Origin of the sequence: Bacillus sp. SRB3LM (assembly GCF_015712745.1) — a bacterium.
Classification (GTDB): Bacteria; Bacillota; Bacilli; order Bacillales; family Bacillaceae_G; genus Bacillus_A; species Bacillus_A thuringiensis_K.
The window spans coordinates 1-25,053 of sequence record NZ_VWVQ01000007.1 but is presented as its reverse complement, the minus strand read 5'-3'; the positions used below and the strand labels follow the sequence as shown (position 1 = coordinate 25,053).

Sequence of the window (25,053 nt, the reverse complement as noted above, 5' to 3'; positions counted from 1 at the left end):
GGATAGTAGGGAAAGGAAGTAAAGACAACTTATGAAAAAAGTAATTGCAGGTTTAGCAGCAGCTTCTGTAGCTGGCGTTGCAGTTCCAGGAATGGATTCTGCTCATGCACAAGTTTCAAATGAAGCGCTAAAAGAAATTAATGGACAAACTCAAACTCAAACGACTGTAACTGAAACAAAAACTGTAGAAACAACTTCTGAATTAAAATACACAGTAACTGCTGATGTATTAAATGTTCGTTCAGGTGCTGGTACAGGACATAACGTTATTTCTAAAGTAAAATCAGGCCAAGTGCTACAAGTAGTTGGACAAGAAAATGGTTGGTTCAAAGTAAACGTAAATGGTCAAACAGGTTATGTAAGTGGTGACTTCGTAACGACTGGTGGCAAAACAGGAACGACTGTTCAACAAGGAACAGGTACTTACACAGTAAACGTTTCTTCACTTAACGTACGTACAGGCCCAAGTACATCTCATACAGTATTAGGTTCTGTAAATAAAGGTAAAACAGTACAAGTTGTAGGTGAAGTACAAGATTGGTTTAAAATCAACTTCAATGGTGGAACTGGATACGTAAGCAAAGACTTCGTAACAAAAGGTGGTTCTGCTGTATCTAACCAAACACAACAACCAACTACAAACAACAATACTACAACAGTTCAAACTGGTGGTTCTTATGTTGTTAACACTGGTGCTTTAAAAGTACGTACAGGCCCAGCTACATACAACGCTGTAATCGGTGGAGTAACAAATGGTAAAGTATTAAACGTTACTGGCGCTGAAAATGGTTGGTACAAAATTAACCATAACGGCCGCACAGGTTACGTAAGTGCAGACTTCGTTAAGTTTGTAAAAGGCGGAGTAAACAACGTTACAAATAACAATAATGTTACAAATAACGTTCAACAACCAGGTAAAGACGTACAAAAACCAACAACAGGTGGAGATACATCTTCAATCGCTGGATTCGCTAGATCTTTAAATGGTTCACCATACAGAACTGCTGGTACAACACCTGCTGGTTTTGATTGCAGTGGATTCATTCACTACGTATTAAATCAAACTGGTCATAAAGGCGCTCGTCAAACAGTTGCTGGATACTGGAGCTCTAAAACAAAAACTAGCAATCCACAACCAGGTGATTTAGTATACTTCCAAAATACTTATAAATCAGGTCCTTCTCACATGGGTGTTTACTTAGGAAACGGTCAGTTCATTAGTGCAGAAACAGATGCAACTGGTGTACGTATTAGTTCTGTAAGTAATTCTTACTGGAGCAAGCACCTATTAGGTTACACAAAAGCATACTAAGAAAAAGTAGTTTTATATACTTTTCGTATAGAGAAAAGGCTTTCCAAGGAAATTTGGGAAGCCTTTTTATAGTTGAATAAATTGGAAGTTTAATAGTTTTTATTTTAACTTTCCATTTAAAAATCGATCATATAAGTCATGGAAATAGTTAGGACGAAATAAGTTAGCTGCATGTCCCGCTAACGGTATTTCCTTATATAGAACGTTAGGTAAAATAGATTTTAAATCAAATAGACAAGATTTATAGAGATGATCATGCTCTCCCATTACCCATAGTATAGGGTGAGGAAGTGATTTTAATTTAGATTTTAAATCGAATTCTAACCTATGTCGTAATGACTGGGCAATTATGGATGAATGTAATTGTAATCCGAAACGGTAGTAAATATTTCTTGAAATGACTGCGAACGGATTTGCTTTTAGTATACCACTTGGAAAAATAGTATTTGCGTATTGAGAGAGCCATTTAGAGTATTCATCTCCTCGCTTCTCCCAAAAATTTTGAAATACATTATATAAACGAGAAGGGTTATTGTAATGTCCTCCAATATGACAAATACTTAATACTTTTTCTGGATGCATTTGTGCAAAAATTGTAGAGATGTAACAGCCGTAACTTAGCGCACAAATATGTGCTTTTTTAATATCTTCTTGTTCATATAAGTTTAATAATTGATCTACGAGGCGCTGTAATGAAAAGTCGATTGCTTCTCCTTTATCATCACCGTGACCTAATAAGTCATAAGTTATAATGTTGTAGGAGGCAGAAAAACGTTTTTGCTCCTTTTTGAAGGCGCGACGATTGCCAACTAATCCATGAATAAAAATAATTGTTTCCTTTTCAGAATGTATATTTGTTTGCAAAAAGGATACTCCTTTCACTAACTGGAGATTTATATCGTGTTGTAAATTATTTATCTATCATTTACATAGAATAATATTAAGTACCAGGTAATAATATCAGATGTTTATATCTGTTGTAAAGATGAGTTTTTATGTATATTTTGTAAAAATAGAAAAAGTGTGTTTACATTCAGTTTACATTTGTATCGTATTCTAATTTTAGAAAGAACAGTTTTGTTTACCACGAGGAGATGAACAGGAATGGAAGTTAGAAATGAAATGAAGAAAAAAGGGAGTTGGAGGCAGTTTTTACGCCTTATTCAAGATACAAATCCTCCGAAAGGAATTTTAGCTTTTGCGTTATTAATGAGTTTGCTTTCTACGGGAGCGAGTTTATTTATTCCTATGCTTACAAAAGGATTAGTAGATAATTTTTCGCTTTCTTCAATTAGTGCAGGACAAATTGTTGGATTAGTTGCTTTCTTTGTAATGCAAACTATTGCGGCAGGGTTGTCTATATATTTACTAAATTATATTGGGCAGAAGATTGTAGCGGGACTAAGAGAACGTTTGTGGAAAAAGGTACTTATCTTGCCGGTATCTTATTACGATCAAAATAGAACAGGTGATACGATTAGCCGTATGACGAATGATACAGGTGTTGTGAAAACGTTAATTTCTGAGCATTTGTCAAACTTATTAACAGGCGGTATTTCAATTGTTGGATCGTTAATTGTATTATTTGTTTTAGATTGGAAAATGACTGCGTTACTTTTAACGGTTATTCCGTTGTCTGTATTAATTTTAGTTCCACTTGGACGAAAAATGTATAAGATTTCAAAAGCGCTTCAAGATGAAACGGCATCTTTTACAAGTGTGTTAACGCAAGTGTTATCAGAAATTCGTTTAGTGAAATCTTCAAATACAGAAAAAAGAGAATATGAAACGGGCAATACAGGTATACAAAAGTTATTACAATTTGGTTTGAAAGAAGGGAAAGTGCAAGCATTAATTTCGCCAGTTATGTCGTTTGTTTTAATGGCACTACTTGTTATTATCGTAGGATATGGCGGGATGCGAGTTTCTAGCGGTGCATTAACAACCGGTGAACTTGTAGCGTTTATTTTGTATTTAGTTCAAATTGTAATGCCGATGAGTCAATTATCTATGTTCTTTACACAATTCCAAAAGGCAATTGGTGCAACGGAAAGAATTAGTACGATTTTAGAATATGAAGTAGAAGATCATGAAACTGGTGTGAAAGTGACAAATACTAAGCAACCAATTGTTCTTGAAAATGTACATTTTGAGTATAACGAAGAAGAGCAAGTTTTGAAAAATATTGATTTCACAATTGAATCTGGAAAAGTGACAGCGATTGTAGGACCAAGTGGTAGTGGGAAAACAACGTTATTCTCATTACTGGAACGTTTTTATGAGCCAACTAGTGGTGCCATTAAATTAGGAAAAGAATCAATTACGAGTTATTCATTACAGTCATGGCGACGTCAAATCGGTTACGTATCACAAGATAGTCCGTTAATTGATGGAACGATTCGTGATAATATTTGTTATGGTGTCGAGGGCGAAGTAACGGATGAAGAAATTGAAAAAGTAGCTGCAATGGCATATGTTGATGCGTTTATTCATGACTTACCAAACGGTTATGCAACAGAAGTTGGAGAACGCGGTGTGAAGCTTTCTGGGGGACAAAGACAGCGAATTGCTATTGCCCGAGCGTTACTTCGAAATCCGCAAATTCTTATGCTCGATGAGGCAACTTCAAGCTTAGATAGTAAATCTGAGTCTGTCGTTCAAAAAGCATTAAATAACTTAATGAAAGGCAGAACAACATTAGTGATTGCACATAGACTTTCTACTGTTGTAGATGCAGATAAAATTATCTTTATTGAAAAAGGGAATCTTACAGGTAGTGGTACGCATGATGAATTATTACAGACGCATGATATGTATCGTGAGTTTGCAACGCAGCAATTGAAAATTAAAGAGGGGGCATTATAAAATGAATCATCAGTGGGATTTTACTCCACTGATGATTCATTTTTAAAAAATATATTAGATGCTAAGTAGAAAGGAAATGGTTCCTTTGATACCTAAAATTTTAATAGTAGACGACGATCCACACATTAGAGAACTCGTTTCTGTATTTTTAGAACGAGAAGGTTTTCAAACATATGAGGCAATTGATGGAGTAGATGCACTTCAGAAAATGGATGACGTAAAAGTCGATATGGTTATTCTTGATATCATGATGCCAAATATGGATGGATTTGATGTATGTTTTGAATTAAGAAAATACTATGATATCCCGGTTCTGATGCTAACTGCCAAAGGAGAAACATCACAAAAAGTAAAAGGATTTCACCTTGGGACAGATGATTATCTTGTAAAACCATTTGATCCTATAGAACTAGTAGTGAGAGTAAAGGCATTATTGAAACGTTACCAAATTACAGTTTCGCAATCGATTCAAGTTGGAAATGTATTATTAAATCGTAAAACATTCGAAGTTACATCTGGAGAACAAACGGTTACGTTACCGTTAAAAGAATTTGAGCTGCTCTTTACTTTAGGGGCTAAATCGGGAAGAACTTGTTCGAGAGAGCAATTAATTGAAGAAATATGGGGATATGATTTTGAAGGGAATGAACGTACACTAGACGTTCATATTAATCGGTTACGTGAGAAGTTTCAAGAAGAGCAATCGAAATTTAGTATTAAAACAATAAGAGGATTAGGGTATCGCTTAGAGGTAAGTAAATGAGAAAAAGAAAACGAATGAGTAAGTTGAAGATGCTGAAAGTATTTGGAGCGGTATTAGCGCTCTTTTCTATTCTTACTATCATTTGGTCTATCGCATTTTATGTAGCAACTAGTTTATTGAATGCTTTTGACGTAAACGTATCGCCGTTTGTTGCCTTTCTAATTAGTGATATGGTCGGTTTTGTCTTTATTATTTTTATTTGGACATTGATTGGAATATTAATGAGACCAAAACGAGAGGCGATGATTTGGACTATTATTGAACCAATACAAAAAATTGCAAAAGGAGACTTCTCTGTAAAAATAAGAAATGAAGAAAAGTATGATGGTGAAATTGGCGTGCTCGTAAAAAGTATAAATGACATGACAGATGAACTGAATACGATGGAGAAAATGAGACAAGAGTTTGTATCGAATGTTTCTCATGAAATACAGTCGCCATTAACTTCTATAAAAGGATTTGCTAGAGCACTACAAGACGATAATCTTTCTGAGGAAAAAAGAAAGCATTATCTTACCATTATTGAAACTGAAACAACGAGATTATCTAAACTAAGTCAAAATTTACTAAAGCTAACTCTTTTAGAATCAGAAGAGTATACACCAGAAAGAGTGAGCTATCGATTAGATCAACAATTAAAGCAAATTGTGTTAAATAGTGAACCACTCTGGGCTGAAAAAGAAATTGAGTTAGAACTAGATTTAGAAAAAGTATATGTTATTGCTGACCAAGAAAGTATGAGTCAAGTGTGGATTAATTTAATTCATAATAGTATTAAATTTACTCCAAGCGGTGGTACGATTACTATTCAGTTAAAGGAACATGAGACAGTAGTGGAAGTGCGTATCCGTGATTCAGGAATTGGTATATCAGAAGAACAGAAACAACATATTTTTGAGCGTTTTTATAAAGCGGATTCTTCACGAAATCGTGCCTATGGAGGAAGTGGCTTAGGTTTAGCTATTGTAAAGAAAGTACTCGACCTTCATCAAGGAGAGATAAAAGTGGAGAGTGAGGAAGGAAAAGGTACTGAATTTATTGTGCGTATTCCTAATTATGAAGAAAAATAGTGTAGTGATAAAGAACCATTTTTTATTTCATACGCAGACACTCTTTTATGAGGAGGGTGTCTTTATTTTGCATGAATAATGATAAATACGTGCAATGAATGCATAGTAATTTTCTATAGTTACCTATAAGTAACCTACGCACATGAAAGTGCATCATTGCCTTTTTACATAAACATAGATACAATTTTAATATAATACATAACTGAAATGATTAAGGAGTGTTATACTTGGCAGAATTATTACAAGGCAAAAATGCTTTAATTACAGGAGCAGGTAGAGGGATTGGTCGCGCTGTAGCGATTGCATTAGCGAAAGAAGGCGTAAATGTAGGACTTTTAGCTCGCTCAGAAGAAAACTTAAAAGCTGTAGCGAAAGAAGTAGAAGCAGAAGGCGTAAAAGCTGTTATTGCAACTGCAGATGTTTCTTCATACGAAGAAGTAACAACTGCGATTGAAACGTTAAAAAATGGTTTAGGATCTATTGATATTTTAATTAATAACGCTGGTATTTCTAAATTCGGTAAGTTTTTAGAACTAGACGTTGCTGATTGGGAAAAAATCATTCAAGTAAACTTAATGGGTGTATACTATGCAACTCGTGCAGCTTTACCGAGCATGATTGAACAACAATCTGGTGATATCATTAACATTTCATCTACAGCAGGACAAAAAGGTGCACCTGTAACAAGTGCATATAGTGCTTCTAAATTTGGTGTCCTTGGCTTAACAGAATCGTTAGCGATGGAAGTTCGCAAACATAACATTCGTGTAACAGCTTTAACTCCAAGTACAGTAGCAACTGATATGGCTGTAGATTTAGGATTAACTGATGGAAACCCTGATAAAGTAATGCAAGCGGAAGATATTGCAGAATTTATCGTAGCGCAGCTGAAATTAAATAAACGTACATTTATTAAATCTGCTGGACTTTGGTCTACTAATCCATAGGAATTAAATTTAACTTTAAAAGAAGGGATATCTATTCTGTAAGGGGTAGGTGTCCCTTCTTTATTTTTTGTATTCGAGACAGAATTTTCTGTATAATTAAAAGTGAATGGTAGAAAGCATTGGTAAATTGAAAGGAATGGTAGTTGTAAAAGAGTGATGTAAGGAGGGAAAAGGGATGAAAAAGAAGTTTCAAAAATTATAACATGTATCGTGTATAACGAGATTAGCTCGTGGACCTCCAGTATACATAGCATTATATTGTATATTAAAAAATTGGAGGCTATAAATAGATGAGAACTGAAAAAGAAATGCTAGACGTAATTATAAATATAGCAAAAGAGGATGAAAGAATTCGAGCAGTTATCATGAATGGATCGCGTGTAAATCCAAATGTGAAAAGAGATTGTTTTCAAGACTATGATATTATGTATGTTATAAATGATATACAATCTTTTACGTCTAATCATAATTGGATTCATAGATTTGGAGAAATAATGATTGTACAAATGCCAGAAGAAATGTCGTTAGTTCCACCAGATGAAGACGGGAAGTTTCCATATTTAATGCAGTTCATGGATGGGAATAGGATTGATTTAACGCTAGTTCCAGTTGAGTTAATACAAAAGTTCGTTGGACAAGATAGTTTAAGTAAACTGCTTCTTGATAAAGATAATTCTCTGGAAGAATTCCCACCAGCAAGCGATAAAGATTACTTAGTAAAAAAGCCTACAGAAAAAGAGTTTTTAGATTGCTGTAATGAATTTTGGTGGTGTAGTACGAATATCGCAAAAGGGTTATGGAGAGAGGAGCTTTCTTATGCAAAAGGAATGCTTGAAGGACCAGTGCGAGATATGTTCATCGTAATGCTAGAATGGTATATTGGTATGAAAACAGACTTTACAGTTAATACAGGGAAGTTTGGAAAGCATTTTGAGCAATATATTGAAGAAGATATGTGGGAGCAATTTAAAAGAACATTTTCTAATGCAGAATATGAAAACATATGGGATTCATTCTTTGTCATGGGTGATTTATTTAGGGAAGTGGCGAACGAAATTGCTAACACGTATGAATATCAATATCCGCAAGATGATGATGATAAAGTGACGAACTATTTAAAACATGTGAAAGCTTTGCCGAAAGATAGTACATCGATTTATTAATAATATAAAGCAGCAAGACTGTCCTAATGAAGGACAGTCTTATTTTTTGTTTATGAATAACAATTTCTCTAACAAAGTGCAGAGGAATCACATATGAAAAATTAGGGAGGTTTTTATTATGTATTATTTTTATTCGCCAGAAATGTTTGCTCCATATCAATGGGGACTAGAACGAGATGTTTCGTATGCTTATATGCCATATAACTCATTTTATTATGGAGACTATATAAGTTCATTGCCATACGTATATACCCCTCAAAACTATGAAGTACAAATGAAAGCATATGAGCGTGGATCGTGGACACCATTTTCATGGGTCGAAAAATATGCGTACGCATTTTCCGGACCGTACAATAAAGCGGAAGTAGCTCTTACATTTGATGATGGACCAGATTTAGAATTTACGCCAAAAATATTAGATAAGTTAAAACAACATAATGTAAAAGCTACTTTTTTCTTACTTGGTGAAAACGCAGAAAAATTTCCGAACGTAGTAAAGCGTATTGCGAATGAAGGGCATGTAATTGGTAATCATACGTATAGTCATCCGAACTTAGCGAAAGTAAATGAGGATGAGTACCGTAATCAAATTATAAAAACGGAAGAAATATTAAATCGTTTAGCTGGTTATGCACCGAAGTTTATACGTCCGCCATACGGTGAAATACTTGAAAATCAATTAAAATGGGCCACAGAGCAAAATTTTATGATTGTACAGTGGAGTGTTGATACGGTTGATTGGAAAGGTGTGAGTGCTGATACGATTACAAATAATGTGTTAGGGAATTCATTTCCTGGAAGTGTCATCCTCCAACATTCAACACCAGGTGGGCATTTACAAGGATCTGTAGATGCACTAGACAAAATCATTCCGCAGTTAAAAACGAAAGGGGCACGTTTTGTAACACTTCCGAGTATGTTCCAGACATCAAAAGAAAGAAAGTAAATGTGTTATGAATTGGAAAAATAAGGTTTGTGTCGTATAATGAAAGTGTAAGTTAGGGGGGATATAATTGATTTATGCACTAGTAAACATAGGAATAAGCATATTGATTAGTATTATTTTTATACTTGCGGCAATTATTCTTCAAAAAAATCCACCGACCGATATTAATGCGGCATATGGTTATCGTACGAAACGATCTATGAAAAATAAGGAATTATGGGGTGCGGGTAACAGGTATAGTGCAGAAGTGATGAAGCAAAATGGATTCATCATGATGTTAATTGGAAGTGTTATTAGTATACTGTTTAGATATCCACATACAATAATAGCGATTATGGTGGTTATGCTGTTATTAATTATTCGTTTATTTATACAAGTAGAGAAAAAATTAAAGATACTTGAACAATAATAAAAAAAGGGACTCTACGCAATATTATGCTAAGAGTCCTATTTTATTTATAAACTATTATTTTTTAATAATTCTTTTCCTTTCTCTATAACAAATTCATAGTATGCAAGATCATACGGGTAAATATCTTCAAATGTTATTGTAATTGGTTTATTGTTTAAAACAGAAATAGCTGTAAAAGATGAAATTTCTCCATTTAATAGTTGTAGAAAAGAAGTTGCATGTACTTTCATCACATCGTCTACTTCTTCACCTGGTGCGAATGGAAGTGGATTGATGACATTGTGGAAATACATATGACAAAACTCGCGATCCGTAAGATTTGAAATTTCATAATCTATTTTAAAAATGCCCTTGTATGCTAAATCAGTCGTTTGGAAAGAAAGCCCTAATTCCTCTTCAATTTCACGAAGACCACCACTTTGTACATCTTCATCATGCATAATATGTCCGGCTGAAGTAATATCCCAAATGTTTGGAGCTTCTTTTTTATTTTTACAGCGTAATTGGAAATATAAGAATATATCTTTAGCATCTTTTTCTACAAACCAACAATGAAATGTTTCGTGCCAATCACCGTCACGATGCACTTCATCGCGTAATTTCTTCCCAAGTGTATTTCTTTCAGAATCAAATATTGTTAACCACTCTGTCATTTTAATTCCCCTTTCTGCAAATTTTATTATACAATATTCGTATTGAATTTTGGGAAAATAAAGAAAAATGGGCGATTATAAGTGGAGATAGAGCGTATGGAAATAAAATCGATTATTTCAACAGAGGAAGAGTTACGGAAAATATTGGGGAAACCAAGTGAGCGAGCATTGAAAAAAGTTATTTCATCATTAGACCACCATTGTGTAGATTTCCTTTCTAAATCTCCTTTTCTAGTATTATCTACTGCAAATAAGTTGGGGGAGTGTGACGCCTCGCCGAGAGGAGACGCACCTGGATTTGTATACGTACTCAATAATAATAAAATTATCATTCCAGAAAGGCCAGGAAATCGCCGTATAGACTCCATTTTGAATATTGTTTCAAATCCACGTGTAGGACTAATCTTTTTTATTCCAGGTCTTGGGGAGACACTCAGAATAAATGGCCGAGCGTATATTACAAACGACGAAGAAATTTTGAAAGAAATGCAGGCGAATGGACGTAATCCGTTGCTTGGAATTGTTGTTGAAATAGAAGAGTGTTACATTCATTGTGCAAAAGCGTTTATTCGTTCTAAGATGTGGGATCCAGAATCTTGGTTACATAAAAAAGAGTTACCTTCAGCAGCAAAAATGTTGTTAGAGCATGCGAAAGTGAATGCTTCAGAAGAAGATGTTGCACGTTCTTTAGAAGAAAGTTATACAAAAAGATTGTATTAAAAATTTTATTGATATAATTTTGTAAGGTGAGTATGTACGGGTTTTAGAATGGGGATTTATCCCGCATTAACGGGCAGTAACACCCCTACCTCAAAATTCAGCGAAAGCAAAGAAGTTAGGTGGGGATCAACTGCCGGTAAAAGCCCGAATGGTGAAGGCTAATAATCAGTGGGGATGAACAAAATCCCCACTGATTAAAGTTTCACTTTATATATGAACCGTTGATTTATAAACTGGAGAAATGACAAAATAGGTAAATTGAGTGGCAGTTGCATAATGCTATTGTGAAATATAATAAAAAATTATTTTGAAAATAGTTAGTAAAAATAGGCTTGCTTTTTAAAAATTTGATAACTATAATAAATTAACAAATAGACATGAACGAAAAAGTAATGATAAGGACACGAAATCATTTTTATGGTTTACAGAGAGGGAAGCCAAGGGTGTGAGCTTCCTAACACGAGAAATGATTTTACCACCTTTGAACTTCAATAGTGAACGAGTAATCTAGTAATTATTGGCGGTATCAGCCGTTATCTGAACTTGAGCAATCTAGGGAGAAATACGTCTAGATTGGAACAAGGGTGGAACCACGAAAACACATTCGTCCCTTTCCTAGGGATGGGTGTGTTTTTTTACTTTGAAAGGAGGTGCAGTAACATGGAACGATTTGTACGTACGGAAATAACCACCACCTGCATGATTAAAAAGCAGAGTAAGGTGATTGATAGAGATAAATAATAAAATTGTAGGAGGAGATTAGAAGATGAATAACGTTATAAATGTTGGGGTATTAGGTTTAGGTACGGTCGGAAGTGGTGTTGTCCATATTTTGAAAGAACATTATAAAAAAATCGCTCTTGATACAGGATACGAAGTGAAAGTGAAAACAGTCGTTGTACGTGATTTGGAAAAAGAACGCGATGTTTGTATTGACGGAATTGCAGTAACAAGTCATGCAGATGAAGTTCTAAATGATTCAAATATTGATATTGTAGTAGAGGTAATGGGCGGAATTGAAGAAGCAAAACAGCATATTGTTAAGGCTTTACGAAATAAAAAACATGTCGTAACAGCAAATAAAGATTTAATGGCTGTATATGGTGCAGAGCTTCTTCAACTGGCGAACGATAATGATTGTGATTTATGTTACGAAGCGAGTGTAGCGGGCGGTATTCCAGTGTTAAGAGGATTAACGGATGGATTAGCTTCAGATCAAATTGAAAAAATAATGGGAATTGTAAATGGTACAACAAATTATATGTTAACAAAAATGAGTCAAAATGGATGGTCTTATGAAGAGGCTTTACAGGAAGCACAAAAATTAGGCTTTGCAGAATCGGATCCGACAGCAGATGTAGATGGACTAGATGCGGCGAGAAAAGTAGCAATTCTTGCAAACTTAGGTTTTTCGATGAATGTTTCATTAGATGATGTGCAAGTAAGAGGGATTCGAAAGGTCGAAAAAGAAGATTTACAAATGGCTGAAAAGTTAGGATTTACTATGAAGTTAATTGGTAAGGCTGAAAAACAAGGACCAGCCATTCATTTAAGTGTAGAACCGACGCTTTTACCGAGCCAGCATCCATTATCAAATGTGAATAATGAATTTAATGCGGTGTATGTTCATGGCCAAGCGGTAGGAGAAGTAATGTTTTATGGACCCGGAGCTGGGAAGTTACCGACTGGTTCTGCTGTAGTAAGTGATATTATTTCAATCGTTAAAAATATGAATCAAGTTCCGAAAAATAAAAGTGCGTTAAAAGAACCAGTTCCTTATGAATTACAAGGTGATGAAGAAGTAGTTTCGAAATATTTCTTACGTATTTCATTACGAGATGAGCCTGGGATGTTACAGAAAATAACAGAATGTTTCGTTAATTATTCTGTAAGTTTAAAAGAAGTTATTCAATTACCTTTAAACCGTGAACTGGCAGAAGTCGTGGTTGTGACACATCGAACTTCCAAGTATCAATTCGAACGAGTTTTAGAAGCGATAGAAGCTGTCGCAAGTGAAATAAACAGTTACTACATTATTGAGGAGGAAAAACAATATGTATAAAGGACTATTAAAACAGTATGCGTCTTATTTACCGGTGAATGAAAATACACCTGATGTCAGCTTAATGGAAGGAAACACACCACTTATTCCATTATTAAATATATCAAAACAATTAGGGATTCAGCTATATGGTAAGTACGAAGGAGCGAATCCGACAGGTTCTTTTAAAGATCGTGGCATGGTCATGGCAGTTGCTAAGGCGAAAGAAGAAGGTTCAGAAGCAATCATTTGTGCATCAACAGGTAATACATCAGCATCAGCTGCAGCATATGCAGCACGTCTTGGGATGAAATGCATTATCGTAATACCGGAAGGAAAGATTGCACATGGAAAATTAGCACAAGCAGTTGCCTATGGTGCTGAAATCATTTCAATAGAAGGGAATTTCGATGATGCACTTAAGGCTGTAAGAAATATTGCTGCAGAAGAGCCAATTACGTTAGTAAACTCAGTAAATCCTTATCGAATTGAAGGGCAAAAAACGGCAGCATTTGAAATTTGTGACCAATTGCAAAATGCACCAGATGTTCTAGCTATCCCTGTTGGGAACGCAGGAAATATTACAGCATATTGGAAAGGTTTCTGTGAATATGAGAAAGAAAAAGGTTATAAGAAGCCAAGAATTCATGGCTTTGAAGCGGAAGGAGCAGCTGCAATTGTAAAAGGGCATGTAATTGAAGAGCCTGAAACAATTGCAACAGCGATTCGAATCGGTAACCCGGCAAGTTGGTCATACGCAGTAGAGGCTGCTGAGCAGTCTCACGGTGAAATAGATATGGTATCAGATGAAGAAATTTTACATGCGTATAGGTTATTGGCAAAAACTGAAGGAGTTTTCGCTGAACCGGGATCAAATGCTTCATTAGCCGGTGTAATTAAACATGTTGAATCTGGAAAAATCAAAAAGGGAGAAACAGTTGTTGCAGTATTAACTGGAAATGGTTTGAAGGATCCTGATATCGCTATTTCTTCAAATCAACTAGACATCGCAAGTGTGTCAAATGATATAGAACAAATTAAAGATCATATTAAAGGGGTGATTATGTCGTGATACCATTTAGCGTTCGTGTCCCTGCTAGTACGGCGAATGTTGGTCCTGGATTTGATTCAGTTGGAATAGCTTTGTCATTGTATTTAGATGTGGTGGTTAAAGAAAAAGTTGATAAATGGCAAGTAATCCATTCCTTTGAAGAATCAATTCCGACAGACGATAAAAATTTAATCGTTAGCACGGCATGTAAAGTATGTCCTTCTATATCACCCCATATAATAGAAGTTACTAGTAATATCCCATTAACGAGAGGGCTAGGAAGTAGTGCATCAGCAATTGTAGCCGGGATAGAGCTTGCGAATCAACTAGGCAATTTGAACTTAACTGCTGATCAAAAAGTTCAAATTGCTACAAATTTTGAAGGACATCCTGATAATGTTGCTGCTTCTATATTAGGTGGAACTGTAATTGGAGCACTTGATGGAAAGGATGTTTCCGTCGTAAGAATTGAGAGCAAGGAATTGGGTGTAATTTCTCTCATTCCGAATGCAGAATTAAATACAGATGAAAGTCGATCTGTATTACCAAAGATGTTTCCGTTTCATGAGGCAGTTAAAGCTAGTGCGATAAGTAACGTATTAGTAGCTGCATTATGTCAAAAGCGGTGGGAAGTTGTAGGTGAAATGATGGAGAGAGACCATTTTCACGAACCATATCGTTTAGAACTCGTACCATTATTACCATCTATTCGTAAATGCGCAAAAGAATTTGGTGCGTACGGCACAGCACTTAGCGGTGCGGGGCCATCTATTTTTATATTAACGCCATATGAGAAACGTCAAGAAATCGCTGAGCAATTAGCGAGAGTATTTACAGATATGAAAGTATGTGAGCTTGAAATCGACCATAAAGGTATTATTGTAAATAAGGAAGAGCATATTGGAACGTAAAGAAAGCTGGCATGGCTAGCTTTCTTTACGTTGCAAACGTATTTTAAATTAGGTTTTTTCGGAAAAAATATAAAACAAATGTTGATTTTGAATAATGTAAGTAAAGAGTGCATTCATTTTGGAGGTGATTAAATGAATAAAGAGTCACCAGAAGAAAAAAGAGAGCGTATGAGACAAAGTGAATTAAAAAATAATCCTACGGGTTCTTTACGTGACGGACTCAATAGGGCGGAAACGGGTAGTCCAGTTGATATAGCAGGCGGTATGAATTGGAAAGGTACAGGAATAATCATTTTAGTACTACTTTTAGGATACATTGTATACACTTATTTTTTCAGTTGAAGAATGCTTGTTAAAATTTTGATTTGTTTAGTTTCATAATTGTTGAGAAAAAATGCAGTTACTGTATTACATATCTTCTAAGCGAATTATAGTTGTTCATATCAACTTTTAATACTCCAAACAGAGCTAGCAAAATGCTAGCTCTGTTATTTTTTGCCACATTCCTGTAACAAAGCATCTGTATATTCATTGGTGGAGGTGCAGAGGATGAAAAAAATGATAGCGATATGTCTTCTTACAACTATGTCGTTTTCGACTTTAGTCGGTTGTGACGTAAAAGGTAGTAATGCTGTACAAGAGTCTAAAATAAAGAAAGCGACGTATAAAGATTTTACTTATGATGTAAATCCAGAAACATTCACATTAACTGTAGAACATGAGGGGGTAAAGGAACAGGCATCACAACCCCTACCGAAAATGAAGGTATCGAATGTAAAAAAAGAAAAGGATCGTACATCGTGGGAATATCCAGATCAAAAAGTAAAAATAAAATTAGAAAAGAAAAAAGACCACTTAAACATTGAAGTGGAATCGACTGGTGCAGAAAGCTTTACATGGCCGAAAGTAGAAGCTGAAAATTATACACTTCCGTTATGGGAGGGTAAGCAAATTCCGAGCAATGATGAGAATTGGAAGAAGTTTTTAAAGGATGATGCATATTCATTTGCTGAATCATTTTCTATGAAGTTTTTCGCATTAAATGGTTCGAAATATTCAATTGTATATATTGCAACGAATATGTTTAATAATGAATTGAAATTTCATTCGGATCCGAAAATAGGATTTGATTTTACACATGAATTTCCGAGCATAAATAAAAATAAAACATATGGATTTCAATTATATGTGACAAATAATGATGCGGTAAGCATTGCTAAACTGTATAAGGATGATATTGTTCGAAAAGGTGAATTTAAAACATTACAAGAAAAGGCTAGAAAAAATAAAGAAATCGAAAAGTTATATGGAGCGGCGCATTTTTATTTTTGGAATCAAAATGGTTTATTAGAAAATAATATAAATTGGCCAAAACTAAGGGAGCAAATAAATAGCCCGCTGTTTAGTCATATAAAAGAACTTATTCAAAAGAATAGTTCCGAGCCTGGGGAACTGAATGTATTGGATCAAGTAAGTAAACAAGATTTCATTGATAAGTATCAAAAAAATGTTATTTTACGTTATATAAACGAAGTATTATCGATGAAGGAATTTTATAAAGAGGATATTTTTCAAAACGTTAATCAGGAAGCTAGTGTGCTATTAAAGAAAGGTGTAGGTCACTTAACGAATACAGAATTGTATAGCTTAAATAAGCATTTATTAAAGTCGCTACTTGGTGACGCGGTTGAAGAGGTAAGTAAATGGGGTAATGCAGATGGAACGGATATATTAAAGGAAATGAAAGAGGCAGGAATAGAAAAAGCGTGGATTGGTCTGCCGAACTGGGAACAAGGATTTATGCAACCTAATTTCGTGACAAAAGCTAAGGAAGTGGGGTATTTAGTTGGTCCGTATGATTCGTATCATTCCATTCACGAAAAAAGTGATAAAAATTGGAACACAGCATCCTTTAATGACCCGTCATTATATGAAGAGGCTACTGTAACGAAGAAAAACGGAGAAAAGGTACAAGGCTTTTTAGGAAGAGGTCGCAAGTTAAATCCGACTTTATCGCTGCCTAGTGTAAAGGAACGCATGAATGATATATTACAAAATGGTCCTAAATATAATTCATGGTTTATTGATTGTGATGCGACAGGTGAAATTTACGATGACTATTCAGCGAAACATATAACGACGCAAGAGCAAGATTTAAAAGCACGTTTAAAACGAATGGACTACATTGCGCAAGAAAAGGGTATGGTCGTTGGTTCTGAAGGCGGAAATGATTTTGCTAGTAGTACGATTGCATTTGCACATGGAATTGAAACACCTGTTATTAAATGGGACGATGAAGATATGCGGAAAAATAAAACAAGTCCGTATTATGTCGGTGGATATTGGTCACCAAATCAAAATGTGCCTGAAAAATATGCAAAACAAGTACCATTGAAAGAAGAATATAAACAAGTATATTTAAACCCAGTATATTCGGTACCATTATATAAATTAGTATACAATGATTCCGTTATTACAACGCATCATTGGGAATGGGGAAGTTTAAAGGTAAAAGATGAAGTTGGAAATCGAATGCTGTCTGAATTATTGTATAATGTTCCTCCGTTGTACCATTTAGATGAAGTAGAGTGGAATAAGCATAAAAAAGAAATTACAGAGCATCTAAAAGTTTGGAATGAAGTTCATGAAAAAGCAGTAAAAGAAGAGATGACGAATTTTGCGTATTTGTCAGAAGATAAGCTAGTACAATCTGTTTCTTATGGAAAAGATATTAAAATCATTGTGAACTTCTCAAATGAAGACATGGAAGTAGAAAAAACGAAAATAAAAGCAAAGTCGGCTTACATTGATAATCAGGGGAAGAAAAGCGTGTATACGCCGTTTGAGAAATAATAACGTCAAATATACTGTATTCATAGAGATTTTATAATTAGCTGGATTCTTTATTTATATCGTTTGTTAAGAAAAAGACATCCTAATTTAAAATGAAAGAGTTAATAAATTTGTAAATTTATATGTTGCGAAGTGCTAAAATTTTGAAATTGGTAAATAGTGACTTGCCAAAAATAAGTACGAGAGTATAATGTGAAATGGAATACGTATTGGGTTTAAGTAGTAACCTTACAAAATTGTAAGGTTACTGAAAGGAAATTCAATATGAAGATAAATAGACTTACATTATACTTGGTAAAGAGAAAGAGAGGCGAATGGGTATGAGCTCTGAATTAGAACAAAATACGAGAAGTAATAAAAAGCGTTCTAAAAGAAAGTCAATAAAATGGTTCATATTAATTCCATTTTTCCTACTTATTTTTGGAGGAGTAGGATATGGTTCGTTTATATATAATAAAGCAAAAGCTGTTGTAAATGATGCGTATGCAAAAATTGATAAGTCATCAAAGCGTGATAAAGAAGTCGAACCTTTAAAGGATAATATTTCAATATTAATCATGGGTGTAGATGGAAGTGAAATGAGAAAAAGCCAATATGGCGAAGCAGTTCGAACAGATGCACTTTTATTAGCAACAATTAATAAAGATGATAAGTCTGTTAAGCTAGTAAGTATTCCACGTGATTCACGTGTTTACATTCCAACTAGAAAAAAATTAGATAAAATTACTCATGCTCACGTATTTGGTGGCGTAGAAAGCACACGCGATACGGTGGAAAGATTTTTGAATGTACCTGTTGATTATTATGTGAAGTTTAACTTTGAATCATTCGTACAAATTGTCGATTCAATTGGTGGTATTGATATTGATGTACCAGTTACTTTCACTGAACAAGATAGTAAAGACCAAGCTGGTATGATCCATTTAGAAAAAGGTTACCAACATTTAAATGGAGAACAAGCTCTTGCACTTGCAAGAACGCGTAAAATTGATAGTGACGCAATGCGTGGACAGAGACAGCAACTTGTAATAGAAGCAATTGCCAAAAAAGCGATGTCTGTTCAATCAATTAGCAAAATGGGCTCTTTACTAGATGCGGTTGATAAAAATATGAAAACGAACTTAACATTTGACGATATGCTTGCCATTACAAAAAATATGGCAGGATCTAATTTGGAAATGGAAAAATTGCAAATAGAAGGTACAGATAAACGTATCGGTGGTATTTATTATTACATTCCAAATGAAAAAAATGTAAAAGATATTTCAAAAAAATTAAATGATCATTTAGGTGTAACGCCAAAATCAGTCCGAAACGAATAATAAAAAAAGATTGGCTTTTGCCAATCTTTTTTTTTGGAATGTATTTGTAACTTTTCTGTAACGATTTTTTAGTTTAGAAAAATTATACTTATATGTATGAGTATAATGGATAGGTAAAAAAGTAAAAGGATATATTCAAAATTTGTGGTAAGGAAAGATATCATATGCAGAAATGGTTAAGCATGATGGGAATTATCTTTATATTGACTGGATGTAAAATGTCTGAAGCTCCAACAAGTCTAATGGAAGCTCCTACAAATGAAAAATGGATTAATGAATTAAAGGAACAAATTGATAAAGATTTACCTGTTAATTATCGCTTACTTACTCCAATGTCTAATAGAGATAAACAGACGACATGGTCAATGAATTTCGAACGAGATAATAAAAAAGAAGCTGTCATCGTATATAAAATACCTAATGAAGATTATCATATATATTTAGCCGTATATGAGAAGAAAAATAATGGATGGAATATGAAGTCAACCTATACATTTGATGGGGAAGAAGTAGATATTGTTGAGGTAGGAGATTTCACAGGGAGTGGAAAAAGAGAACTATTGATAGGAATAACTACCAATCGTGATTTATTAGAAAACACAATGTATGTTTTTTCCAATGAGAGTGACGATATAAAGGAATTTTATAGACAGAAGTATACAAAGTTATTTATAGATGATTTAAACAAAAATGGTTTTAAAGACATAAGCCTTGTTTCGTATATGAAAGATGAACAGTTGAAGGTTCAGTTCATTGAAAAGTTTAAGGTATTGTCAGAGGTTACATTTGATCCGTATATAAATAGTATTCAAAGAATACAAATGGGCCGTATTTCTAAATCATTAAAGGCAGTTGTAATCGATGCGGGAACAGGGGCTCATTCAGGTATAACTTATGTAGCAAAATTTGATCAGGATCATTATGAAGTATTACCTATAGGTGGGAAAGAAGATTTATTTAATGAATATGTTGTAGAAAGTAAAGATGTTAATGAAGACGGCATTATTGAATTTGTTCGTACTGTACGTCCAAAAGGTTGGGAGGATAAATCACATGGTGATAGTCCGCTTTTTGAACGTTACATACAGTGGAGTGAATCTGGAATTAAACCAATTGAAGAACGATATATAGATATAGAAAAAGGGTATTATGTGAAAATTCCTAAAGAGTTAATAGGGAAAATTACAATACCAGATCAGCAAAAAGAATCAAATTCTCAAAAGTTTTTGGATACAAGAACAAATAAAATATGGCTTGAAGTTCATATTTTTAAGCGGAAAGAATGGTTCAATATAAAAGGCTACAGCGCAGCAATTAAAACGGCTTCTCACGTATATGCAGTACCGAAGCAATCGGAATTTGAAAAAGTGAAAGCATATATAAAACCGCTAGCGGATTATCAACAAGAGTAGGAGGTGGGAATTATGTCAAAAATTTTAGTTTTAGAAGATGAATTAACGATCCGTAGCTTTATTGTTTTAAATTTAAAACGTGCTGGATTTTATGTAATAGAAGCTACTACTGGAGAAGAAGCGTTACAGATTTTGAGTGAACAAACTGTTGATATAGCACTGCTGGATGTAATGTTACCGGGGATTGATGGTTTAGAAGTTTGTAAGGCTATCAGGAAAGAAGATAAAAAAATGGGTATTATTATGTTAACCGCACGTGTACAAGATGAAGATAAGGTGCAAGGACTAGGAATAGGTGCAGATGATTATATTGCAAAACCGTTTAGTCCAGTAGTATTAACTGCACGTATACAGTCTTTATTAAGAAGAATAGAAGTACATGAAGAAAAAACGAATATTGTTACGTCAGGTCCATTTTCGTTAAATATTATAGAAGAAAGATTGTATAAAGATGGACAATTAGTCGATTTAACACCTACAGAGTATATGATATTACAGTATTTAATGAATCAGGCTTCAAAGCCAGTTTCGCGTGATGAAATTTTAAATATGATTTGGGGAACCAATTACGTAGGTGAGACGAAAGTAGTAGATGTAAATATGAGACGGTTACGTCAAAAGATAGAATGTAATCCATCAGAACCTGAATTTATTCTTACGGTGTGGGGAAAAGGATATGTGTGGAAGGAAAGTATAAGATGAAACGGAAAGTGACTTTATATTTTATGACGGTCATTACACTTATGCTTGTATTATTTGAAGTTGTATTTTCAGTCTCAATTTATCGATACTATTATAATGGTATTGTGCAATATATAGAGTCTCATGCAAAAACGAGTACACGTTTTTTTTCAGAATACAATTCACTATACTTTATTCGATTACAAGAATATAGTGGTGACATAATTAGTAGCTTTCAATTAGAAGGAACAGAATTACAGTTAATTGATCGTCATGGCTCGGTTATACAATCTTCAAGTGGTGAAAAGGTAGAAGGTAAAGTGAATATTCCGCAATCATTATTAGAAGGTGAAATGTATAACCAAGTTACTATGAAAGGTAATAAAAAACAACTAGAGGTGCTAAGTCCACTTATACATCAAGGACAAACTATTGGTGTTTTAAAATATACGACTGTTTTAACAAATGTAAATAAAAAGATTATTGAAATTATTACGTTTACTATTTCTGTAGGTATTGTTATTTCGGGAGTCGTCTTCTTAATTAGTAGACGTTTGGCAAATTCATTTGTTGAGCCAATTGAATCTATTATTCAGGCCTCTTCACAAATTGCAGAAGGCACATTAAAGCAAAAAATTAAAGAAGATTATCCTGGAGAATTAGGTGACTTGGCACATAGTTTAAATTATATGGCCTATAAAATAGATAAGGCTGAGCAGATGAAAAATGAATTCATTGCTTCTATTTCGCACGAAATACGAACGCCTTTAACAGGAATTAAAGGTTGGAGTGAGACGTTAAAAACAGTAGATCATTTAACAGAAGAAGAAATAAAGCAAGGTATGGGCATTATTTCAGGTGAGACAGATAGATTGATTCATTTAGTAGAAGAATTGCTAGATTTTTCAAGATTACAATCAAATCATTTTAATTTATATAAACAAAAGGTTCAATTGTACGATATACTAGAGGAGACGATTTGGCAATTAACTCCTAAATCGGAAGAGAAGGAAATTCAATTTATTACTACTATAGACCGAATTGAATTGATGGGAGATCGAAATAGGCTAAAGCAAGTTTTCTTGAATATTGTTCAAAATGCAATTAAGTATTCACATAAAAAAAGTACAATACACATTGAAGCGACTAAAATAGAAGGACAAGCAGTGATTAAGGTAAGAGACGAAGGGATTGGAATTGCTAAAGAACATTTACCATATATTGAGCAATCATTTTACCAAATTAATAATCATGTTGCAGGTGCAGGTATTGGTTTAGCTATCGTTAAAAAAATGGTAGAGCTTCATGGCGGTGCGTTTAGTGTTACAAGCAAAGAAGGAATAGGAACAACAATTTTGATAAAACTCCCATTATAATACAAATAAAATCTATTTATATAGTGAAATAAAAATAAATAGATGTATAATTATATTGGGCGATTTATATATAAGATTAATAGGGAGAGGAATTCGATAGAATGGAAAAAGCTTTAAAAATTAAACAAATAGTAGTCGTTTTAATAGCGATTGCCGCAGTAGCTATTGGGTATTACATGTTTCAATCAATTACTTCACCAGCAAAAGCTGTTGCGAAACAAGAAAATGTAGTGCAGCTTGCAAGTGAACAGCCGAAAGTTGAAATGAATAAAACGGCACCAAGTCGTTTTAATGGAAAAGAAAGAAAAGTTGCTTATCTTACATTTGACGATGGGCCAGGGAAATATACGGCCGAATTATTAAATACGCTAAAACAACATGATGCGAAGGCAACGTTCTTTTTAATTGGAGCAAATGTAAAAGAATTTCCTGATTTAGTGAAACGTGAAAATGCTGAGGGTCATTATGTAGGCATGCATAGTATGACACATAATTTCGCAAAGTTATATAAAAATGGCGAGTATGTAAATGAGATGAAAGAAGATCAAGGTTTAATCGCTAATATTATTGGGAAATCACCTAAATTAACACGTCCTCCGTATGGTTCGATGCCTGGATTGAATGAAGGTCTTCGAAATAAAGTGGTAGAAGGCGGATTTAAAGTATGGGATTGGACAATTGATTCATTAGATTGGAAATACAATAAAATGCCAGTTGATGCAGCTGCAGCACAAATTGCTCAAAACGTATTAACAAATGCAACAAAACCACAAGAAGTTATTTTAATGCATGATATTCACCCGCAATCAGTTGCTGCTGTGCCAGCAATTTTAAAGGGACTAAAAGAAAAAGGTTATGAGTTTGAAGCTTATCATGAAGAGAGTCACTTCCCAGTGAACTTTTGGCATGATAACCGTATGTAATGGAGGAATGAACGTTGAAGTATGGAAAAGTAGCAGTAGTTGGAGCATTATCAGTAGGACTTTTAACAGGTTGTTTCGGTGAAAAGCCAGAAGAAAATCTATATACAGCTTTTGAAACAGCAGCAACACAAGAAAAATCTTTAGTGGATGAAGCAAAAAAATTAGAGCAGTTAGAGAAAAAAGGACAAGAATTATATGCTCAAATTTTGCAAGAAGGTAAAGATCATAATGAAGCAGTTGTGAAGAAAATAGAGCAAGCTACTGCAAATGTAGATGATCGTGAAAAAGTATTAAAAAGTGAGAAAGAAATGCTAGAAAAAGCACAGAAGGAAACGAAATCTGTTCAAAGTAATATAGAGAAGATTGAAGATAAGAAGTTACAAAAACAAGCAAAAGCAGTAGAAGAGTCGTATAAGAATCGTTATGATGCATTCCAAAAAATGAATGAAAATTACACGAAAGTGTTAGCGACTGAAAAAGAACTGTATGAAAAATTAAAAGTAAAAGAAACGAAATTAAAAGAAATCGGTGAAAGAGTTAAAACTGTTAATGAATTAAATGTGGAAACACAAAAGTCGAAAGAGCAGTTTAACAAATTTACAAAAGAGTATAATGACAGTAAATTAGCATTCTACAAAGGTGCAGAAATTAAGATTAAAGATCAGAAATAAAGAAGAATCTAAAGTGTGATAAAAAGCCGGAGAAACATCGTTATAAATGTTTTTTCGGTTTTTTTACGTTAAATGAATAGAAAAGACTGGAATTGATATCATAAAAGAGTTATAGTGAGTTATTCTAAGGGAAACATTGTAAAGTAAGGAGAATGGAAATATGTCATATGAATTTTTACTCAAATTAGGTTTAGCACTCTTTTTAGGATTATTCATCGGGATAGATAGGCAGCTAAAGAATAAACCACTTGGTGTGAAAACAAGTATGGTTATTTCTGTAGCAAGTTGTTTAATTACGATGGTTTCAATTGAATCTGTGCATGTATATTCTGTTCCAGGACATACAAATATGGATCCGATGCGACTGGCTGCTCAAATTGTTAGTGGAATTGGTTTTCTTGGCGCAGGTGTCATTTTACGAAGAAGCAATGACGTTATTTCTGGATTAACAACAGCTTCTATGGTGTGGGCTGCTTCAGCTTTAGGAATCGCAATTGGTGCGGGATTTTATTTACAAGCGACAGTTGCTATGGTTTTAATTATTTTAGCGATTAATGTACTTCCGCAACTTGTGAAAATTGCAGGACCGTATTCATTAAGACAAAAGGATTTATCTATAAAAATTACTGTTAAAGAGCATCATGAGTTAGATGGTATATTTAAGCAAATTAAAAATTTAGGCATGCATGTGAAACGCGTGAAAATTAAAGATATAGATAGTGGAGCATTTCAGCAACTAGAGATGGTTATTTTAGCTCCAGAAGATTTATATACAACAGAGTTATATAGTTCCCTGAAAGAGATTGATCGAGTAGTTTCAGTTGAAGTGGAAAGTAGATAATTGTGATAAAAAAGAGTGAAGTGAATTGAAGTGACCCCTAAAAGTTAGACACGGTTATTTCATTAGGCAGCTTGATAAAAATGAGTTCGGTATTGTACCGGACTCATTTTTAATTTTGCC

At 34.1% G+C, this 25,053-nt stretch carries 23 protein-coding genes and 1 other annotated feature; of the genes, 21 read left to right on the top strand and 2 right to left on the bottom strand.

Annotated elements, in window-relative coordinates; genetic code table 11:
• Positions 1-31: 31 nt before the first annotated feature.
• Positions 32-1,312 carry an enterotoxin EntFM gene (gene entFM, locus F3I02_RS04780; protein ID WP_196477707.1) on the top strand — a complete coding sequence of 427 codons (1,281 nt, stop codon included), beginning with the start codon at positions 32-34 and terminating at the stop codon, positions 1,310-1,312.
• Positions 1,313-1,411: 99 nt separating this feature from the next.
• On the opposite strand, the gene F3I02_RS04775 is transcribed toward entFM, so the two are convergent.
• The gene (locus tag F3I02_RS04775; RefSeq protein WP_001194303.1) at positions 1,412-2,176 is read right to left on the bottom strand and encodes an alpha/beta fold hydrolase; all 765 of its coding nucleotides are present in this window, start codon (positions 2,174-2,176) and stop codon (positions 1,412-1,414) included.
• A gap of 240 nt (positions 2,177-2,416) precedes the next feature.
• Here F3I02_RS04775 and F3I02_RS04770 point away from each other — a divergent pair, with 240 nt between their 5' ends.
• The 7 genes from F3I02_RS04770 (at position 2,417) to F3I02_RS04740 (ending at position 9,475) form a co-directional block, all read left to right on the top strand.
• Positions 2,417-4,177: an ABC transporter ATP-binding protein gene (locus F3I02_RS04770; protein WP_196477706.1), complete on the top strand. Its 1,761-nt coding sequence runs from the start codon at positions 2,417-2,419 to the stop codon at positions 4,175-4,177.
• 85 nt (positions 4,178-4,262) lie between these two features.
• Positions 4,263-4,940, top strand: coding sequence for an envelope stress response regulator transcription factor HitR (gene hitR, locus F3I02_RS04765; protein WP_000612413.1), 678 nt, complete (start codon positions 4,263-4,265; stop codon positions 4,938-4,940).
• Positions 4,937-6,010, top strand: a complete 1,074-nt coding sequence (gene hitS / locus F3I02_RS04760) for an envelope stress sensor histidine kinase HitS (protein ID WP_131249802.1) — start codon at positions 4,937-4,939, stop codon at positions 6,008-6,010. Before hitR ends, hitS begins: the two co-directional genes overlap by 4 nt.
• A gap of 227 nt (positions 6,011-6,237) precedes the next feature.
• On the top strand, positions 6,238-6,957 hold the full coding sequence (locus F3I02_RS04755; RefSeq protein ID WP_000818985.1) for a 3-ketoacyl-ACP reductase: 720 nt from the start codon (positions 6,238-6,240) through the stop codon (positions 6,955-6,957).
• Between the two features lie 290 nt (positions 6,958-7,247).
• Positions 7,248-8,120, top strand: coding sequence for an aminoglycoside 6-adenylyltransferase (locus F3I02_RS04750; RefSeq protein WP_074594080.1), 873 nt, complete (start codon positions 7,248-7,250; stop codon positions 8,118-8,120).
• Positions 8,121-8,238: 118 nt separating this feature from the next.
• Positions 8,239-9,066: a peptidoglycan-N-acetylglucosamine deacetylase gene (locus F3I02_RS04745; protein WP_074594079.1), complete on the top strand. Its 828-nt coding sequence runs from the start codon at positions 8,239-8,241 to the stop codon at positions 9,064-9,066.
• A gap of 67 nt (positions 9,067-9,133) precedes the next feature.
• Positions 9,134-9,475: an SdpI family protein gene (locus F3I02_RS04740; RefSeq protein ID WP_074594078.1), complete on the top strand. Its 342-nt coding sequence runs from the start codon at positions 9,134-9,136 to the stop codon at positions 9,473-9,475.
• A 47-nt stretch (positions 9,476-9,522) separates the two neighbouring features.
• On the opposite strand, the gene F3I02_RS04735 is transcribed toward F3I02_RS04740, so the two are convergent.
• Entirely contained in the window at positions 9,523-10,131 is a 609-nt protein-coding gene (locus F3I02_RS04735; RefSeq protein ID WP_196477705.1) for an NUDIX hydrolase, read from the bottom strand.
• A gap of 81 nt (positions 10,132-10,212) precedes the next feature.
• Between F3I02_RS04735 and F3I02_RS04730 the strand changes: the two genes are divergently transcribed.
• The 13 genes from F3I02_RS04730 to F3I02_RS04670 all read left to right on the top strand — a co-directional run bounded on the left by F3I02_RS04730 (position 10,213) and on the right by F3I02_RS04670 (position 24,933).
• Entirely contained in the window at positions 10,213-10,851 is a 639-nt protein-coding gene (locus F3I02_RS04730) for a pyridoxamine 5'-phosphate oxidase family protein (RefSeq protein WP_074594077.1), read from the top strand.
• Between the two features lie 383 nt (positions 10,852-11,234).
• Positions 11,235-11,466, top strand: a binding site (T-box leader).
• A gap of 151 nt (positions 11,467-11,617) precedes the next feature.
• A complete protein-coding gene (locus F3I02_RS04725; RefSeq protein WP_001066901.1) occupies positions 11,618-12,913 on the top strand; it encodes a homoserine dehydrogenase in 1,296 nt (431 codons plus the stop codon).
• A complete protein-coding gene (gene thrC / locus F3I02_RS04720) occupies positions 12,906-13,964 on the top strand; it encodes a threonine synthase (protein ID WP_000276435.1) in 1,059 nt (352 codons plus the stop codon). The genes F3I02_RS04725 and thrC overlap by 8 nt, the downstream gene beginning before the upstream one ends.
• Positions 13,961-14,854, top strand: coding sequence for a homoserine kinase (gene thrB, locus F3I02_RS04715; RefSeq protein ID WP_000612103.1), 894 nt, complete (start codon positions 13,961-13,963; stop codon positions 14,852-14,854). The genes thrC and thrB overlap by 4 nt, the downstream gene beginning before the upstream one ends.
• Before the next feature lie 132 nt (positions 14,855-14,986).
• A complete protein-coding gene (locus F3I02_RS04710; RefSeq protein WP_196477704.1) occupies positions 14,987-15,196 on the top strand; it encodes a DUF6366 family protein in 210 nt (69 codons plus the stop codon).
• A gap of 207 nt (positions 15,197-15,403) precedes the next feature.
• Positions 15,404-17,707: a glycoside hydrolase gene (locus F3I02_RS04705; protein ID WP_196477703.1), complete on the top strand. Its 2,304-nt coding sequence runs from the start codon at positions 15,404-15,406 to the stop codon at positions 17,705-17,707.
• Positions 17,708-18,027: 320 nt separating this feature from the next.
• Positions 18,028-19,029 (top strand): LCP family protein, encoded by a 1,002-nt coding sequence (locus F3I02_RS04700; RefSeq protein WP_002163948.1) that lies wholly within the window; start codon positions 18,028-18,030, stop codon positions 19,027-19,029.
• Between the two features lie 164 nt (positions 19,030-19,193).
• On the top strand, positions 19,194-20,441 hold the full coding sequence (locus tag F3I02_RS04695) for a hypothetical protein (RefSeq protein WP_001174877.1): 1,248 nt from the start codon (positions 19,194-19,196) through the stop codon (positions 20,439-20,441).
• 12 nt (positions 20,442-20,453) lie between these two features.
• Positions 20,454-21,143 (top strand): response regulator transcription factor, encoded by a 690-nt coding sequence (locus F3I02_RS04690; RefSeq protein ID WP_196477702.1) that lies wholly within the window; start codon positions 20,454-20,456, stop codon positions 21,141-21,143.
• Complete coding sequence (locus tag F3I02_RS04685; protein WP_000824530.1) at positions 21,140-22,498, top strand: sensor histidine kinase; 1,359 nt, start codon at positions 21,140-21,142, stop codon at positions 22,496-22,498. Before F3I02_RS04690 ends, F3I02_RS04685 begins: the two co-directional genes overlap by 4 nt.
• Before the next feature lie 101 nt (positions 22,499-22,599).
• The gene (locus F3I02_RS04680) at positions 22,600-23,421 is read left to right on the top strand and encodes a peptidoglycan-N-acetylglucosamine deacetylase (RefSeq protein ID WP_000409482.1); all 822 of its coding nucleotides are present in this window, start codon (positions 22,600-22,602) and stop codon (positions 23,419-23,421) included.
• Between the two features lie 14 nt (positions 23,422-23,435).
• Positions 23,436-24,092, top strand: coding sequence for a YkyA family protein (locus F3I02_RS04675; RefSeq protein WP_074594072.1), 657 nt, complete (start codon positions 23,436-23,438; stop codon positions 24,090-24,092).
• A gap of 160 nt (positions 24,093-24,252) precedes the next feature.
• The gene (locus tag F3I02_RS04670) at positions 24,253-24,933 is read left to right on the top strand and encodes an MgtC/SapB family protein (RefSeq protein WP_000119510.1); all 681 of its coding nucleotides are present in this window, start codon (positions 24,253-24,255) and stop codon (positions 24,931-24,933) included.
• Positions 24,934-25,053: the final 120 nt, after the last annotated feature.